Raw genomic sequence first — 17469 nt, forward strand, 5'->3', positions numbered from 1 at the left:
ATGAAAAATTTCTATCTTAATCATATGGGGATCATCTGCACCCTGGGAAATACTGCCGAGGCAGTAGCTAATTCCTTGTTCGGTGATGAGAGTTCTCATATGCAGGTCGATGAAACCTATTTGCCACAATACAGAGGGAATCTGGGTATTGTGCAGGGGAAGCTGCCTGATTTACCGAGTTCATTGCAAGATTACCACTGCCGCAATAACCAGTTGGCTATGGCTGTGCTGACTCAAATTGAAAGTGCAGTCGCTGAACTAATAGAAAAACATGGTGCGGGCCGAATTGGCGCTGTGATGGGAACCTCAACCTCGGGAATAGACTCAGGTGAGGCCTACTTAAGTGGTGAGAAAGAGACCGGATATAATTATCGGCTTCAACAGCAAATGGCTGGTTTGAGTACCTTTGTTGCGAAGTACCTGAGAATCCAAGGCGTTCAGCTCACTGTCTCCACAGCTTGCTCGTCCAGTGCCAATGCTTTTGCCAGTGCCCGGCGCCTTATCTCAACTGGTACTTGTGATGCCGTTGTTGTTGGCGGTGTGGACTCCCTCTGTGGCATGACAGTCCGGGGTTTTCATAGCCTGGGGGCACTTAGTGCTGGCCAGACCAATCCTTTCAGCGTTAATCGGGATGGTATTAACCTCGGGGAAGCTGGAGCAATGTTTGTGCTGAGCAAAGAGCCTGGTCCTGTGGTTCTATCCGGTGTTGCTGCCACGTCTGATGCCCACCATATGTCGGCCCCAGACCCAGAAGGACGTGGTGCGGAAGCCTGTATGCGCGGGGCTCTGGAGAATGCTGGCTTGGATACCGCCGACATTGATTACCTGAATCTTCATGGTACGGGAACGCCACATAACGACTCTATGGAGGCTCTAGCCGTTGAAAGAGTGTTTGGAAGCCAGCTACCGTGTTCTTCCACAAAACCTCTCACCGGGCACACGCTGGGTGCTGCAGGCGCTCTTGAAGCGGCTTTTTGTTGGCTTGCCTTACAATATGATCAACTTCCCCGCCATCAGTATGATGGCCACTATGATCCGGAGATAGTGCGACTGAACCTGTATCAAGGCCACGAGGCTCCTGGAAAATTGCGCTATGTAATGAGTAACTCTTTTGCCTTTGGTGGGAGTAATTGCTCGGTAATCTTGGGCAGTCAGAGGTAAAATAGATGCACAAATATACTGCTGAAGAACTGGTTCCACACAGTGGAAATATGTCACTCCTCGATGAAGTGATCTCTGTAGGTGAGGAGCAGCTACAGGCAAAGTTGCGAGTTCGTGATGATGGAATATTTTCCCGCAACGGTCGTGTTCCCGCTTACGTGGGCATTGAATATATGGCCCAATCCATCGCAGCTTTCTCCGGATATCATGCAAAAGAACAGGGTAAAGACGTTCGCCTGGGTTTTTTACTGGGTACTCGCAAGTTCCTGTCAAATATCGAGAGTTATCGCTGCGGGGAAGAATTAACAATTGATGTCCAGCGCATTCTCCAGGCTGAAAATGGCATGGCGACATTTGAGTGTGTGATAACCGGCTCATCTATCGAGCAGAGCGCGCGGCTTAATGTTTATCAGCCGGATAACGTAGAACAGTATTTGAAGGAAAGAAACTAAATGTCAGAGTGGGTTTTAGTTACCGGTTCCAGTCGTGGTATTGGCCGGGCGATTGCACTTCAGTTAGCTGAAGATGGCTACGATATTGTTTTACATTGCCGCAGCCGCCGTGATCAAGCAGAGGAAACAGCAGAAGAGATTGCTAAGTTAGGGCGAAAAAGCAGAATTTTGCAGTTTGATATTGCCGACCGGGAGCAAGCACGGGATGTCTTATTGGAAGATGTCGAGAGTAATGGCTGCTACTACGGCATTGTGTGCAATGCTGGTGTTACTGCTGACAATGCTTTCCCTGCGATGCCTGCTGAAGATTGGGATTCTGTTGTACACACCAATCTGGATGGTTTCTACAATGTTTTACACCCCTTAACCATGCCAATGGTCAGGCGCCGTGCGCCCGGCCGTATTGTCGTGATGACTTCTGTATCCGGTATTGCTGGAAATCGCGGCCAGGTAAATTACTCCGCATCCAAAGCGGGTTTGATCGGTGCGAGTAAGGCATTGGCGTTAGAGTTAGCCAAGCGAAAGATTACCGTAAATTGTGTTGCTCCGGGCCTCATTGACACCGATATGTTGGATGAAGACTTGCCCGTTGAAGAAATTTTAAAAATGGTGCCTGCCCGCAGAATGGGTAAACCAGAAGAAGTGGCGGCAACTGTAGCGTTCCTGATGCATGAACGTGCTGCTTACATTACCCGTCAAGTTATCTCAGTAAATGGTGGTCTCTGCTAATGAAGCGCGTGGTTGTTACAGGAATGGCCGGAATATCCCCTATCGGCCAAGGTTGGGACTCGGTTAGTCAGGCTTTACAGAGCGGTCTTTCAGGCATTTCCTACATGGAAGACTGGGATAAGTATGAGGGGCTTGAAACCCGACTGGGCGCGCCGGTAAAGGACTTCGAAAAACCGGCTCACTACAACCGTAAACGTGTGCGCAGCATGGGGCGCGTTTCATTAATGGCGGTTCGCGCCAGTGAGATTGCGCTTGAGGATGCGGGATTGTTGGATGACCCCATTCTCAAAAGTGGTGCTGTCGGAGTCTCCTATGGCTCGTCAGCAGGTACTCCGTCAGCAGTGGCTGATTTCGGCAATATGTTGATAAATCACCGAACCGACGGCCTCAATGCGACCAGTTATATAAAAATGATGTCCCATACGGCGGCGGTCAATATTGGGGTATTTTTCGGCTTGTGTGGACGGGTTTATACCACAAGCTCCGCTTGTACCTCTGGAAGCCAGGGGATTGGGTATGCCTATGAGGCAATTCGCAATGGTAGCCAAACCATTATGGTGGCCGGTGGTGCAGAGGAGTTGTGTGCAACTGAGGCTGCGGTCTTTGACACCTTATATGCGACTTCAACAAAGAACGACACCCCTGAATTGTCTCCTCGTCCCTTCGACCGCAACCGGGATGGATTAGTTATCGGCGAGGGCGCCGGTACACTTATCTTGGAAGAGTATGAGCACGCGATTGCCCGTGGAGCCAGGATTTATGCAGAGGTCGTAGGGTTTGGAACCAACTCTGATGGCAGCCACGTTACCCAACCTCAATCGGCAACTATGCAGGTGGCATTGCAGCAGGCAATAGCACAGGCTGGGGTAGAGACTAGCGAAATAGGTTATGTCAGTGCGCATGGCACAGCTACGGACCGAGGCGATATTGCGGAAAGCCACGCAACCCGTAATGCATTTGGGCGTGCAGTACCCATAAGTTCTCTTAAGAGCTATACCGGTCATACGTTGGGTGCTTGTGGCGCACTGGAGGCTTGGGCAAGCATTCAGATGATGCGTAATGGTTGGTTCCATCCCACGATTAATTTGGCTGAGATTGATTCTGACTGTGCGGAATTGGATTATATCCAGGGCAGTGGAAAGCACATCGATACTGAGTATGTGATGAGTAATAATTTTGCCTTTGGCGGAATCAATACATCTTTAATATTTAAAAGACGTATTTAATTTTCCTCTTAGAGAGCTTTAATCTAGGGATAGCATATGAAGTGGGTACTGGCTGTAGTTTCGACAATTCTTTTGGCTCAGCCAGTTACTGCTGATGAACTCCTAGTGAGTTTTGGCGGTGGCCCGCAGCCTGAATCAGGTCAGAATAATAAAACCTACGGGATAGATTACTCCTTTAAAACTTTTGAAAAGAGTTACCGTCAGCATATTGATATAGGTGTTAGCTATACAGAGCTAACTACTGATGCCGATGAAAATAAACGTATAAGAGCGTTTTCCATCTATCCTCAATTAAATTTATATCCCAGGCAAAGAAGTTGGGGGCAACCTTATTTCTTTGTTAGAGCGTTGGGTCCTAGCTATATTTCCAGCAACCAATTGGGAAACCGTCGTCAGGATAATAACTTTTCTTTCCAGGCACAGGTTGGATATGCTGCGCGAATTAACTGGAGAGGGAAAGAAGATCTGGTGCTAATGGTTTCCTGGAAACACTTCTCCAACGCCAACCTGTTCAGTGACAATGATGGAATAGATGTTCCGTTTGTTATTAATTTGGGCATGAAAATCTGATTTCCAGTTAAGATAGCTCCCCAGTAGTCACAGCTACTGGGGATATAAAAGCTATCAAATGGACAGTTCTTTTATAATTGCGTCATTCAAATTTCTAACCCAGCGATTGTAGTTTCTGTGAATGGTGTAATATTTTTCACTATAGTCAAGCATATCGCTGTCTTTATAGGTGATACTATAACTACTAAGGCTATATATAATATCTGCTTCAGCATGATGCTTGCGAACGTTAATGGTGGCTAATATTTTCCCAGGAGCAACTTGTTGACAAGTCCAGTTTCTCGCGATACACCCTGCAATAATTGATGTTTTAATTGAATCTTGAGTTTGAGCTGACCCGTCAAGACGATCGGGAATTAGTCTACTTTCAATATTCATAACCGGATTACTTGTACAGCCAGATACTATTAATGCAAAGGCTGCAATAGATATAGATTTAATAATATAATTCATGAAATTTCCTTATTGGGGTGAAGCTAAATTTTATGGTTTCTAGAGATCCACTTGGCTACGTCATTACCAAGGGTGTGAACACAACGTTCGAGAACACTGCAGGAGCTTTTGAATTTATAAAATAAACCTCCACTTGAATTTCTGGTGGTCTTGAGAGTATCTATCAAGTCGCCGTTTTTGTAGAGTTCAGCCTCAATTGAGACTGATTTTTGATGGCTACCTGAAATATATCTTCCGCTATATGCATTGAGAATTGTTAATTTAAGACTGTATCCCTCTGATTGAATATCCAACTCTGGGTCTAGTGAACTGGCAAATCCATGCTTACCAAGAAATTTCTTGGTTGAGCTAGCAAATTGATAACCAAGGTTGTTACACTCATTAACTATATTGGATGCAATTAATCCTTCATCGTGATATTCGGCTTTTTTATTGATGGAAATCAGGCCATCTCCATAAGCGGATAGTGAGAGGCTGAAAACAGCACCAAACAATAAAATTCCTTTAATCTTCATATAATCTCTTTGTAAGTAAGGAGCAGACCACTTAAATAAAAATAGATAAAACTATAAGTTGGGGAGGTCGTCTTAGGTTGCGTAATTTACCAAAATAAGTAGATAGGTAGTAGATCCTGGATTGATGGTAGAGGTGGATAAGAATTCATCATACGCAAAAAGCAGGGTTAGCCCATACGGCTTAAAGACTGAAATGATGTAACTTTACTGATTTCAAGCAAACTAGATAACCCTATGATTTAAATGCAAATTTTCTCAAATAATTAATCTTTTTTTATCCTGCTGAGTCACATAATTCCATCCATCGTTTAATTCCGGCGCTTCTGTATTTTTGTCGATGCAGGACAAAATAGAACTCTCGATGAAAGTCTCTATGTGGTACGGGTAGCTCAATAAGCGATCCGCGCTTTAAAGCATCAGTTAATGAAACACGGGAAAGGCAACTGATTCCCAGCCCCGCTTCTACGGCTCGCTTGATCGCTTCTGTATGTTGTAATTCCAATAGGATATGTAGTTGTGGCAATAGCCCTGCCATGGCTCTCTCAAAAGTCTGTCGCGTTCCAGAGCCCGACTCCCGGGTGATCCAGGTCGCACCGATCAGGTCTTTATCGGCGAGGCGCTTGCGGCTTGCCAGAGGGTGGTTGGGTGCACAGAAAACAACCAGCTCATCATGGCGCCAGGGAATGATTTCCAGATCCGGGTGATTGATCTCTCCTTCAATTAATCCCAGGTCCAATTCAAAATTGAGCACCCTCTCGGCAATCGCTGCGGTATTGGCAACTTCCAGTTGTACTTGAGTACCGGGCTGCTCTTCCATATAACGAGCCATCACGCTGGCTGTCAGGTAGTTGCCAATAGTTAGGGTGGCTCCGATCTTCAGGCTTCCCAGTTCCCGGTGAGTGGCCAGTGTCTGCTCAAGTTCCTGGGCTCGCTCCAGGAGTTCTTCCGCCCTTGGCCACAATTGCCGTCCCAGTTCATTGAGACGCAATCGCTTACCGGTGCGCTCGAACAGGCGCAACTCAAACTGCTGTTCAAACTCTTTCAGCGCTGTGGAGGCTGCGGACTGGGACATACTCAGGCTCTCCGCAGCACGACTGACATTCTCGTGATGGGCACAGGCAAGGAACACCTCTAACTGGCGGAGCGTGTAGCGCAAAGGGATATCTCCAGTTGATCGTTAAAATAGATAAGGAATATCGAAATATCCCACTTTGCCAATAGATCTTCTAGGGCTAAAATTCAACTATCAAGAGACTCGTGGAATAACCGGTTTTAAGTTTATGTCCAAATTGAATATAGAGAAGGTGTTGGAAGTCCATCACTGGAACGACACACTGTTTAGCTTCAAGACCACCCGGGATTCGGGTTTTCGCTTTGAGAACGGACATTTCACAATGATCGGATTGCAGCAGGACAATGGCCGTCCGCTGCTGCGCGCCTACTCTATTGCCAGTGCCAACTACGAAGATGAGTTGGAGTTCTTCAGTATCAAGGTTCCCGATGGCCCCCTGACCTCCCGCCTGCAGAAGATTAAGCCGGGCGATGAGATCTACGTGAGCCAAAAACCCACCGGTACTCTGGTGGCGGACCACCTGCTGCCGGGCAAACGCCTGTGGTTGCTGTCTACGGGTACTGGCTTGGCACCTTTCATGAGCATCATCAAAGATCCCACGGTCTACGAGCGTTTTGACCAGGTAATCCTTACTCACGGTGTTCGCTATGTTTCTGAGCTGGCTTACCAGGAGCAGATCGAGAACGAATTGCCGGAGCACGAGTACTTTGGTGAGATGGTGCGCGAGCAACTGCTTTACTACCCAACCGTGACCCGTGAGCCCTATCGCAATACCGGCCGCCTGACTGATCTCATGCTGTCCGGAAAGCTTTTCACCGATCTGGGTGTGCCCAAGCCGAATGTTGAGGAAGATCGCTTTATGCTGTGCGGCAGCCCGGCAATGCTGAAGGATCTCACTAATATCCTTGATGACTGGGGATTCAAGGAGACCCGAGCAGGTGTGCCTCACGAGTATGTGATTGAGCGCGCTTTCGTCGAAAAATAAGTTGGCCAGTCCAGCGAAAAAAAAACCACCCTCGGGTGGTTTTTTTATGGGTGAAATACAGATTCCCGAAACTATCCTGACCTTGTGAAACCCCTGCCTTCTATTCTGACTTGATGGGGAGCTTGCTGGGAGTGGCTAGATGAAGCTGTTTTCACTGGGTGTATTACTGTTTTCCTTTCTCTGGCTGGGTGCCTGTACACGGGTGCCGGAGGGAGTTGAGCCTGTCCAGAACTTCCAGCTACAGCGATATTTAGGCCACTGGTATGAGATTGCTCGATTGGACCACTCATTCGAGCGCGGCCTGACCCAAGTAACTGCCGACTACAGTCTCAACCATGATGGTTCCGTCGCGGTGATCAATACCGGCTATTCAAAAGCGCGTGATGCCTGGCAAATGGCGGAGGGGAGGGCCGAGTTTGTCGGCCCGAAAAATGTGGGCCATTTGAAAGTCTCTTTTCTTGGCCCCTTTTACTCATCCTATATCGTGATTGCTCTATCGGATGACTACCAATACGCGATGGTATCTGGCTACGATAAATCCTATCTGTGGATATTGTCCCGCACCCCAACCATGCCCAAGGATGTGTTGGAGCAGTTTTTACAGAAGGCCAAAGCTTTGGGGTATCCCGTCGACCAGATGATATTTCCCAAGCAAGAGGCTAAGCCGGGAAATAAACCTACGGCAAAGCCCTCAGGGTCGTGATCTATTCAAAAGCCTGCGTTCCCGCCACCAGCTTATACACACTAGTAACAGCAATATAAGGGCCGGCCATTGGCGCCCCAACAAAACCCTATTTGCGTGATTATTTGCTTCTGGCCCCAAACGTGCGGCAGCCATTAGTTGGGTCTCCCTGGCATTCAGGGACTGCTGCCATAGAGGCCAGTCCTCTTTGGCAAAGATATAGAAGTCTAGTACCGACTCCCCTTCCAATTCAGTCCAAAGCTGGTGCCAACCTGAATTTTGGGGCCAGAAGCTGTAGCACTGACCCTGGGAACTTCTGCTTGCGGCGATTCCTTTGGTAGAGCGGGAGCTATCTTGAAACTCTGATAAGAATGGACTCTGATCAGAAAAAAGTGGGCTGCATAGGGTGATGCGTTCTTGTGTACGCGGTAACTCATTGGAGAGGATTACTGGCTGCTGACTACCCAAATGCTTGAGTTGGTAATCAATAATGGACTTCCACAGGCTGGCGAATTCAGTAGTAAAGCCACTGGTTAGCCAGCGATGGCTGTCACTAAATAGGATAAACCCCAGGTGTTGTGTCTCAGTCGAACGCCCCCAGAAAAGTGGGGGCTCTCCATTGCCCAGTAAAAAGTCGTAGGAGCCGGGCTGTGTGACTTTGAAGCCAAGATTACGCAGTGGGGGAATCTCCGGATTGTCCGCTTTTTGGTAGCCAAAGCCGGAATGTAAGTGGGTGGCTTCTTCCTTTTGTAGAGGCATGGATTGGGCAGCAGCGTATTGGAGAAACTCTTCAGAGCTATCGTCACTGACTAACCACAACAGTGACTTTGTAGTGGCCAGTTCGTTGAGCTGACGCTTTTGCAGAGCAGAAAATTGTGGCCACAAACTGCTGTCGAGTATCACTAAATCGAAGGGACTTTCATTCGTGAATAAATCCGCAGACTCGGTAAGTGGAAGGCCGTTGAGAGTTTCTTTTCTACTAATTTCAGGTGCCAACTGGGTCATCACTTGTGCTGTTACACCGGATTGGCGCAGCCAGCGAGAGAGGGCGGCCGTCTCAAAAGAGGGGCGTGCCAGCCACAGTAACAATTTGGGTTGGAGCGGTTCACGCACCAGGATGGGTAAAGGATCTGTATGGGTTTCGCCGGCTTCGCTTTCCGTCCGTACTCGGTATAGCTGGGGGCCTGCGAGTTTTGGAGTGGCAGTGAGTTGTGCCTGAATTGCTTCTCCCACTTTCAGCTCAAGACTGTCTTCAATATGGCCGTAGGGATTGAGCAAACTAATTTTTACGTTTTCATTCAGTGACTGGTTGTTGTGAACCTTTAACTTTAAAGGATCACCCAGGGTAATTCGCCGCTGCCAGTCCAATTCCCAGCGGCCATCAGATTCCTGGATCTTCGATAACTCCAGGCGCACTGGTGCCAGGTCTCGCAGTTTGTCGCGGCCGAGTGGCTCCCCATTGAGGGAGATATTTTCCACACCATTGAGATTTATTGGATGTGAGCTCGCCAGCTGTTTGCTGTCGATAGAGATATTGCGCTCGGTGGGAAAGATTGCCGGCGGCTGCCAGAGCATCCAGGCACTCAACCAAATCGCCAGTTGCAGGCCATAGTCGAACGGCTTGGCACCTCGGCGGTGCAATAGTACGAGTGATGCTAAGCAGGCCAACAGGCACAGGCCGGGTATCAAGAAATCAATCACAATGACTTCTCCCCTTGCTGATGTAGCCAACGATTGAAATGGCCGTCGGCCTCAGCTTGCAAAGGCAGTGAAGGCGCAGACTCAGGTACTGGTAGTAGCTGATAGAGCAGCTGGCTCAGGGAGTCAGTGCAATCAACACAGTTCGGTTGTTGGTGGCGCTGCTGGTATAAACGCAGCTGTTTGGCGAGCTCCAGGCCAAGATCTAATGATTGCTCTGTGGCTAGCTCATTTATCTGCACTAGCAGATCGGTATCGAGTTCGGCGCCAGAGTCTACTTGGGCCATTAGGGCGAGCACCTGTGCTCTTTGTTTTTGTTCAAAGGCACTGTCGACAGTTTCTGGCGCTACGTCTTCCCGTTCACCGCTAAGCCGACGGCTTTCGTCTATGGGCGGCGCCTCGAAGCCGACTCTCTGTAAGTAAATACGCGAAGCCTGCTGTACTTCTTTGATAAAGCGCAGAGCCCGGTGCTGATGGGGCAGGGAGGCTTGGGGCTCTATAACCGACAGGTCGCGCCAGGAACTCCACATGGCATTCAGTGCATTGCGCAGTAGCTCCTTGGTTTGGGGATCAAACAGGGTGGCATGCTCTGAGCTGTCATGCTGATGCCCGGCAGAAGCAGCTATGCGCTCTGCCTGTTGGAAATGGGAGTCTCGCTGTGCAAAGGGAGTGGTATTTTCTTCGCCATGTGCCTGGTGCTCACCTTGTTCTGTATGATCGTGGCCATGGCCGTGTTCGGCTTCTTCTTTATCATCGTGCTTCTCGCTATCTGCGCCAGAATGCTCCGCTTCCGAATCCTCTTCGCCGAGAAAGCGGCCGTAGCGCATGCGCAGCAAATTCTGTTCATAGGCTAAACCCTCGGAGCGCTTGCGAAACTCCTGTGGATGCAGCTGCTCTCGCTCGGCTAGCAAGGCCTCGGTGTCAATAATCAGCTGGCGTTGGCTGCGGAAGTACTCCGGTAATATCTTAATCGCCATCCCCTCGCTGTCACTCAGCCCGAAAATCTCTTCTTGCGGCCAGCGCAAGATAAAGTGTTGGCTTTTGGCAACGTTGGCGCTGGGCTCGCGGTTATCCCTGGCCTCCAGATACCAGTAGAGTTCATCTCCCGCTTCCATGGAAAACTGGTGGATGGGCAGGAGGAAATCGTAGCGAGCTGCTTTCTTATCTTCCGAGGAGTTTGTTGATAAAGCAGTGGATTGCAAACTGGTGAGTGCAATACGCTCTTCGCGAAAACGTAAATTTTCCCCGGTGCCGCTGGCGAGGGTGACCAATAAATCTGCAGAGCTCACCTGGTAATCATCATTAATGATTACTTTTACGGGAATACCCTGGGTGCTTCCTTGAATGGTATCGACGCGCAGGCTGGGTGCCTCAAAGGTAAACTCCGGAGCATTGTCTTTTTGCACCCGAATATTATGAATTTCCGGCAATAGCATTTGGCTCTCCGCGAGTTGCACTGAGAGCTGGTAAAAGTCTGCTTTAGCGATTGTGCGTTGTAATTGCCATTTTTTACTGGGTAGATCACCTAGTGGAGAAAAGGCGAAGCACTCAGTTTCGGCCAGCATTTCCAGCCCTTGCACCGGTTGATTCAATTCAAGTAGCCACTCGACCGCAGACTGCTCCGGCACATCGACTTGTAGGGATTGGTTGTTGGCTGTGAGCCCAGTGTAGGCGGGCGGCTGGATATGGGTTGCCGCGCGTGTTATGGCGAGCTTTTCGGCAACGGGAATAGCTGTATTTTGTTGCGTGGTCTCGGTTTTATCCCCAGTGAAGTGAGAATTGCTCAGCACAAATAACAACAGTCCCAGGCAGGCACCGAAGGCATTTGTCAGGGTACTGCGGAGTTTTTTTGGACCGAAAGACGACCGGTCGCCACTTTCCAGCAGTTGTTGCAGCTCTGTTTCGATACGCGTGCGCTGTAATTGCTGCAATGGACTTAGGTTGGTTTTCTGTTGGCTAAGCAACTGGCTGCTGTCTTGCAGCTGTGGATATTGTCCATCCAACTGTCGACATAGGCTTTCAGGGCTAGGGCGCCAGCTGCGATCCAATAGAATTGCTACAACAGTAATTCCGAGCCAGGCGAGCAATAGCCACTGTGGCCAGCCGAATACAAAAATGCCCAAGCCAGCCAGAAGGCTGAGGCCAGTGGCAAGCCAGAGATAGGGCCGCAGGGCTGTCAGTTGCCAGCGCCTGCGCACAGCGTTAAGGGTGGACTCCCGCTTATCCATGGTCGGCCTCCCCGTTACTATCGGTTGCCATGATGACTGCGGGTCGCGATAGGACAATTAGGCGTTCAAAAGCCAGAAGTAACAGTAGGGCGGCTATTAACCAGGGTTGCAGTTGTTCAATACGGCGGTTTTCTACCTCGCTGTCTTCTACAGGAAGGCCTGCCACTACTTTATTGGCAGACCAGTGGCCACGATTTTGGTGTTGCAGAGCCCAGTCTTGCCCAGACCAGTGCTGCCATAAACGTTCAGGTAAATCTGCGCGGCGATAAAAGGCCTCGCTGTACCAGTCACTTTCGTAGCGCAGCCAACTTCCCCGTCCCACTGAGGCCGCTTGAGCTGACTGGCTGTTATCCACAGCAACGAAGTTGAGATTATCGGCAGGGGGGATGCTGTTGTCGGTGATTAACAGGCTGCCATCTGAAACAAATTCCAGCACGGCTTGTGGCAGGGGAGCGGGGCCCGTGTAGATCAACCAATCTGCCTGCTCGGCATTGGGGGTCTCTTCTTGTTCCTGAATATGCACCGATAGTCCCGGCATATTGCCTTGCCAGTCTTCCAGCACAGGCGCCCACCAGCTGGGCGGTTTGCCCATTAAAGCGATACCTGGTAATACCGGGCTCGTAGCTGTGGATGTTTTGTCGAGGCCGTGCCACTGCCAATGGGGACTGACTCTTAGTGCCTGGTGGGATGCTGGAACTCCGTTGTTTATCAACAGGATATGAGCCCTGCGCAAATCCGCCCGGCGTGATAGTACCGATAGAGTTTTCCACAGGTCCACATTTTGTGGTGGGGGTGAGGTTACTGAGGGTGTTTCTGGGGATAACCACAGCACTTTATAACCTTCCCCGACAAGCTGTGGCAGTGAATTGTGGATAAATGTATTCGCTTCGCCCGCCCCAATTCTGGGGTCTACCAGTATCACGCCCTCTTGGGGATAAATTTCCCGTTTAATCAGCGGCTGTGCCAACAAACTTACTAGCAGGGCGACGATTAGCAGGCGCAATAGCAGCAACCACTTGTTATCCACAATAGGGCGGCGCGCGCGACTCTGTGAATATCTTTGTATCCATTGCAGCGCAGCAAAGGAGATCTGCTGTGGATTACTTCGGCGCAGCAAATGAATGGCGATAGGGATAATCAGGGCTGTGAATAGCCATAGCCACTGTGGGGATTGAAATAAGTTATTTATCCACAACATCTCAGCACAACCTGCCGTGCAGTTGAATAAATTGCTGCAATGACTTTTCCACAGGCTGCTCGATAAGGTCGGTCTGCAGTGAGCACTCCTGTGTGGCAAAGCGTGCTTTTAACTCGCTCTGTGCTTGAGCAAAAGCATCCAGGTAAGACTGGCGTTGCCGCTCGGCGTCCACTTCTAAAGTTGCGGGAGTACTGGCGCTTACTTCTGGATTGAGCAGCTTTAGCTCTCCGTCAAAAGGAAAAGTCTGTTCTGCCTCAACTAACAATTGCAGTGGCAGGCAGGGGCGGCCGGCGGCATGCAAGCGTGCGGCAAAATCGCCGATCTCATTGCCCTGTTGAAAAAAATCACTCAGCAACACCACCTGACAGGGGCGTTCAAAGTATTGCCACAGCGGCGCCAGTTGAGTGTGATCTGGCCAGTGGTCGCTGGCGTCGAGTTGTTGTAGCTGAAGGGCGATTTGACGCTGGTGGCTCTCGCCCTGGCCTTCAGGCACATAAACCGTCCGGCTGCTGTTAAACGCCAATAGGGAAAAGCTGTCTCCCTGGGCGTTGAGCAGCCAGCACAGGCTGGCAATCCAACACTTGGCGTAATGCAGTTTATTCAGGCTGGGCTCGACAAAGCTTGCCTGGCCCAGGGAGGCGCTGCTATCGAGCACAAAGCACACGTGCATACGGCTCTCCTGCTCGGTCTCGCGCACATAGTAGCGATCGCTGCGGGCGAACAGTTTCCAGTCGATATGGCGGATGGAATCACCCGCTTGATAGCCTCGGTATTGGTGAAATTCCAGGCCGGTGCCACGGCGCTGGCTGTGTTGCACACCGAGCATCACGCCCTCGGCAATATGCCGCGACAGCCACACCAGATCGCGACAACTGGCCAGGGTTTTGGGGGACAGGTATTCCACGCTGATCAGTCCCGGCCCGGTTCCGGCACCGCTGTCAGTAATTCATCAATCAGCTGTGGCATCTGCACGCCATCGGCCTGGGCCTGGAAGCTGAGCAGCACCCGGTGGCGCAGTACCGGCAATAACAGGCTGCGGATATCCTCGCGGGTGACGGCGAGGCGTCGCTGCAGCAGGGCGCGGGCCTTGGCGGCGAGAATCAGAGCCTGCCCCGCGCGGGGGCCGGCGCCCCACTTGATCCACTGTTGCAGGGTATCGCTGCCGCTGCTTTCCATACGGGTAGCGCGCACTAGTGCCGCCACGTAGCGGTACAAATCGTCGCTTACATGAATTTCCCGCACCAGTTGCTGCATTTCCCGCAGTTGCTCCGCATCCAGGCTGGGACTGGGTTTGACCCTGCTGGCACCGGTGGTGGAGCGCAGGATTTCAACTTCATCCCGCTCATCGGGATAGTCGATATGAATATTTAACAGAAAGCGGTCCAGCTGAGCTTCCGGCAGTGGATAGGTACCAGCCTGTTCGATGGGATTTTGTGTGGCCAGTACGAAATAAGGATCGGGCAATTTCAGTGTTTTACCGCCCACGGTTACCGAGCCTTCCTGCATGGACTCCAGTAGGGCTGCCTGGGTTTTCGGCGGTGTGCGGTTAATTTCATCGGCGAGCAGGATATTGGTGAAAACCGGGCCCTGCTGGAATTTAAAAAAGCGCTTGCCAGTGCTGTGATCCTCTTCGAGGATCTCACTGCCGAGAATATCTCCGGGCATTAAATCCGGGGTGAACTGCACCCGCTTAAAATCCAGCGCACTGGCATCGGCGAGGGTTTTTACCAGCAGGGTTTTACCCAGCCCCGGCACCCCTTCGAGTAGGGCGTGGCCGCCGGCCAACAGGCAGATCAGCATCTGTTCCACTACGGGTTTTTGGCCGACAATCACCCGCGCAATTTCCTGTTGCAGATTGTCGAGGCTGTGCAGTTGTTCTTCGATACTATTTTCCAGGGTGGTCAGCATAATCAGCTCGTCAGTGCGTAAATAACAATGTTCACCGCAAATTTTGTGTTATCGATGGCGAGCCAGCGTTTGTTGCGGTAGTCGTAGTCCCATTCGCAGCCGAAATCCTTGTTGCTGTAGAGCACGGCGATACGGCCGTTAACAACAATGGCTTTCAGGTAGTCGTGTACCAGATCATCACCCCAGCCATTTAATTCAAAGCTGGTTACCGGCAATTCATCGAATTGAAAGAAACAGCGGTAGAGGTCGTGATCGTCCGGGAGCTTTTGCAGGCAGTCTTCGCCAAACAGCTCGGCCATTTGCGCTTCGAAAGATTTGGCAAAGAGACCGTCGATATCGTGGTTGCAGTCGTCGACAAATACAAAGCCACCGCGATTGACGTAATCGCGAAAATTCTTTGCCTCTTCCGTGGTGAATTGCACCAGCTTGTGTCCGGCCAGGTAGCAGAAAGGCGCCAGCAGCATTTTCTTATCGGCCAGCGGCACTATGTGCTCTTTGGGATCAACCCTGAGATTGGTGTATTCCACCAGTGAATTGAGCAGGTTGGAAGGCATGCGCTGATCCACATCCCAGTCACCGGACTCGTACATCAAGCGGGTGAAATAAAAATCGTAGTGCTCCTGCGCACTACCCGGTGCGGTATTTTGTGCGCGTGTGCCCAGCGGCAGCGCTGCGGCGCAGCTACCCAGGATCAGGCGCTGGAGAAAAGCCTTGCGGGTGAGGGACACGGGATAACTCTGTTACTGCGTTGGTTTTTATTGTTGAGAGCAAAGGAAAGAAGGTGCTCCGTTCGAGACACGCTGTAAATACATCCCTGTACGCTCGTAATCGGCATCCATGCCTCATACGGTCTCGAACGGAGCACCTTCTTTCCTTCTACCCATTTATTTTCAATGCTGGGAACTGACTGGTTTGCTGGTCAGCTCCCGCCTGGATCAACGGCTAGCCCAGCTTGCGCTTGGTGTTGATTACATTGATACCGTCGAAGCGTGCAGTGGAACTACCGTGGGATACCGCACTGGTTTGCATCGGCTGTCCCTTACCGTCAAAGAAGGAACCACCCAGGCGGTAATCATCTTTGTCGCAGACCTGCGAACAGGCATTCCAGAATTCCTGGGTGTTGGACTGGTAGGCGACATCCTCCACCATGCCGGTAATCTTGCCGTCTTCAATCTCGTAGAACAGTTGTCCACCAAACTGGAAGTTGTAGCGCTGCTGATCGATGGAGAAGGAACCGGCACCCACAATATAAATGCCTTTCTCCACATCCTTGATCATATCGTCGACGCTCAGCTCCTCCTTGCCAGGCAACAGCGAAACGTTGGACATGCGCTGGAATTGCACGCTGGACCAGCTGTCGGCGTAGCAGCAGCCGTGGGATTCCTTTTGCCCCAGCATATGTACCTGGTCGCGGGTGGCCTGATAGTTCACCAGCACACCGTCTTTTACCAGATCCCAGTTGCGGGTCTTCACGCCTTCATCGTCGTAGCCGACGGCGCCGAGAGAGCCGGGCTGTACCTTATCGGCAAATAGGTTGACTTTGTCGCTGCCGTATTGGAATTTGCCGCTGCGCCATTTATCGATAGTGGCGAAAGAGGTACCGGCAAAATTGGCCTCGTAGCCGAGCACGCGGTCCAGCTCCAGTGGGTGGCCGACGGATTCGTGGATGGTGAGCCAGAGGTGGCTTGGGTCCAGCACCAGGTCGTACTTGCCCGGTTTGACCGATTTAGCCGTAAGCTTTTCCTTGGCTTGTTGCGCCGCCAGGCGTGCGTCTTCGGCCATATCGTAGGAGTCGCGGTAGAGCACTGTCTGTGCTTGGATCTTGTCTTCGGCGCGGCCATCCAGGTATTCAAAGCCGCGTCCTACCGGCTGGCTGAGGCCCTGGCGGGTACGGAAACCGCCAGTTTTCTTGTCCACTGCGGTGACCGAGAAGGGCGCCCACAAACGGTGAACATCCTGGTCGATATAGGAGCCGTCGGTAGAGGCAAAATACTTTTGTTCATTCACCAGGTACAACATGGAGTTGATATAGCTGGCGCCGGCATCCATAGCGGACTTGTTCACGTCCATTAACAGGTCCACCTTGTCGGCCAGGGGGATCTGCATAGCGTTTTTCTGGATGGGTGTCTGCCAGCTCACCTCGCCGTGGCCTTTTACCGGAGCCAACTGTACGGGCTCCTGCTGGTACTTGGAGTTGGCCTTGGCGGTAGCTACTGCCTGGTGGGTGGCGCGAGCGACGCCATCGGCTGTCAGGTCATTGGTGGCAGCAAAGCCCCAGGTGCCGTTGGCAATAACCCGAATCCCCATGCCGATAGATTCGGTGTTCACCACGTCCTGCACTTTCATCTCGCGGGTGATCACGTATTGGTTCAGGTAGCGACCAATACGCACATCGGCATAAGTGGCGCCGAGTTTAGTGGCGGTATTCAGGGCGACATCGGCAAATTCTTTTTTTACCGAGAGATCAATACCGCTTTGCGTCAGTTTGCTCTCGGCGACCAGATTGCCGGACAGCGGCAACATGGAAACACCCAGGCCGGCACCGCTGAGCTGGAGAAATTTTCTTCTTTCCATTTCGTTATCCTCGATGGG

At 51.1% G+C, this 17469-nt stretch carries 17 protein-coding genes; 7 read left to right on the forward strand and 10 right to left on the reverse strand.

Going from position 1 to position 17469, the window contains the following annotated elements:
- Genes ACJJI1_RS08275 through ACJJI1_RS08295 form a run of 5 tightly spaced genes read left to right on the forward strand, consistent with a single transcriptional unit; the run spans position 1 to position 4138 of the window.
- A complete protein-coding gene (locus ACJJI1_RS08275; RefSeq protein ID WP_444959048.1) occupies positions 1-1161 on the forward strand; it encodes a beta-ketoacyl-ACP synthase in 1161 nt (386 codons plus the stop codon).
- Between the two features lie 5 nt (positions 1162-1166).
- On the forward strand, positions 1167-1613 hold the full coding sequence (locus ACJJI1_RS08280) for a hotdog family protein (RefSeq protein WP_413663951.1): 447 nt from the start codon (positions 1167-1169) through the stop codon (positions 1611-1613).
- Entirely contained in the window at positions 1614-2342 is a 729-nt protein-coding gene (gene fabG / locus ACJJI1_RS08285; protein ID WP_282930472.1) for a 3-oxoacyl-ACP reductase FabG, read from the forward strand.
- Complete coding sequence (locus ACJJI1_RS08290) at positions 2342-3568, forward strand: beta-ketoacyl-ACP synthase (RefSeq protein WP_444959049.1); 1227 nt, start codon at positions 2342-2344, stop codon at positions 3566-3568. Before fabG ends, ACJJI1_RS08290 begins: the two co-directional genes overlap by 1 nt.
- A gap of 36 nt (positions 3569-3604) precedes the next feature.
- Entirely contained in the window at positions 3605-4138 is a 534-nt protein-coding gene (locus ACJJI1_RS08295) for an acyloxyacyl hydrolase (protein ID WP_444959050.1), read from the forward strand.
- Between the two features lie 54 nt (positions 4139-4192).
- Here the strand turns inward: ACJJI1_RS08295 and ACJJI1_RS08300 are convergent, their stop codons facing one another.
- The 3 genes from ACJJI1_RS08300 to ACJJI1_RS08310 all read right to left on the reverse strand — a co-directional run bounded on the left by ACJJI1_RS08300 (position 4193) and on the right by ACJJI1_RS08310 (position 6262).
- Positions 4193-4591, reverse strand: coding sequence for an ApeA family protein (locus tag ACJJI1_RS08300; RefSeq protein ID WP_444959051.1), 399 nt, complete (start codon positions 4589-4591; stop codon positions 4193-4195).
- Positions 4592-4614: 23 nt separating this feature from the next.
- Positions 4615-5106 carry a hypothetical protein gene (locus ACJJI1_RS08305; RefSeq protein ID WP_444959052.1) on the reverse strand — a complete coding sequence of 164 codons (492 nt, stop codon included), beginning with the start codon at positions 5104-5106 and terminating at the stop codon, positions 4615-4617.
- 274 nt (positions 5107-5380) lie between these two features.
- Positions 5381-6262 (reverse strand): LysR family transcriptional regulator, encoded by an 882-nt coding sequence (locus ACJJI1_RS08310; RefSeq protein ID WP_444959053.1) that lies wholly within the window; start codon positions 6260-6262, stop codon positions 5381-5383.
- Positions 6263-6386: 124 nt separating this feature from the next.
- Here ACJJI1_RS08310 and ACJJI1_RS08315 point away from each other — a divergent pair, with 124 nt between their 5' ends.
- Positions 6387-7163, forward strand: a complete 777-nt coding sequence (locus ACJJI1_RS08315) for a ferredoxin--NADP reductase (protein ID WP_444959054.1) — start codon at positions 6387-6389, stop codon at positions 7161-7163.
- Between the two features lie 139 nt (positions 7164-7302).
- A complete protein-coding gene (locus ACJJI1_RS08320; RefSeq protein WP_444959055.1) occupies positions 7303-7866 on the forward strand; it encodes a lipocalin family protein in 564 nt (187 codons plus the stop codon).
- Here the strand turns inward: ACJJI1_RS08320 and ACJJI1_RS08325 are convergent.
- The 7 genes from ACJJI1_RS08325 to ACJJI1_RS08355 form a co-directional block, all read right to left on the reverse strand.
- The gene (locus ACJJI1_RS08325; RefSeq protein ID WP_444959056.1) at positions 7855-9546 is read right to left on the reverse strand and encodes a hypothetical protein; all 1692 of its coding nucleotides are present in this window, start codon (positions 9544-9546) and stop codon (positions 7855-7857) included. The two genes, ACJJI1_RS08320 and ACJJI1_RS08325, sit on opposite strands and share 12 nt — an antisense overlap.
- Complete coding sequence (locus ACJJI1_RS08330; RefSeq protein ID WP_444959057.1) at positions 9543-11771, reverse strand: hypothetical protein; 2229 nt, start codon at positions 11769-11771, stop codon at positions 9543-9545. The genes ACJJI1_RS08325 and ACJJI1_RS08330 overlap by 4 nt, the downstream gene beginning before the upstream one ends.
- Entirely contained in the window at positions 11764-12969 is a 1206-nt protein-coding gene (locus ACJJI1_RS08335) for a BatA domain-containing protein (RefSeq protein WP_444959058.1), read from the reverse strand. The genes ACJJI1_RS08330 and ACJJI1_RS08335 overlap by 8 nt, the downstream gene beginning before the upstream one ends.
- Position 12970: 1 nt before the next feature.
- Complete coding sequence (locus tag ACJJI1_RS08340) at positions 12971-13873, reverse strand: DUF58 domain-containing protein (protein WP_444959059.1); 903 nt, start codon at positions 13871-13873, stop codon at positions 12971-12973.
- A gap of 5 nt (positions 13874-13878) precedes the next feature.
- Positions 13879-14877 carry an AAA family ATPase gene (locus tag ACJJI1_RS08345; RefSeq protein WP_444959060.1) on the reverse strand — a complete coding sequence of 333 codons (999 nt, stop codon included), beginning with the start codon at positions 14875-14877 and terminating at the stop codon, positions 13879-13881.
- Positions 14878-14879: 2 nt separating this feature from the next.
- Positions 14880-15605, reverse strand: a complete 726-nt coding sequence (locus ACJJI1_RS08350; protein ID WP_444899365.1) for a DUF4159 domain-containing protein — start codon at positions 15603-15605, stop codon at positions 14880-14882.
- A gap of 214 nt (positions 15606-15819) precedes the next feature.
- Positions 15820-17451 carry a TldD/PmbA family protein gene (locus ACJJI1_RS08355; RefSeq protein ID WP_444959061.1) on the reverse strand — a complete coding sequence of 544 codons (1632 nt, stop codon included), beginning with the start codon at positions 17449-17451 and terminating at the stop codon, positions 15820-15822.
- Positions 17452-17469 lie beyond the last annotated feature (18 nt).

It is taken from the genome of Microbulbifer maximicatervae (SeqCode), from assembly GCF_052467065.1.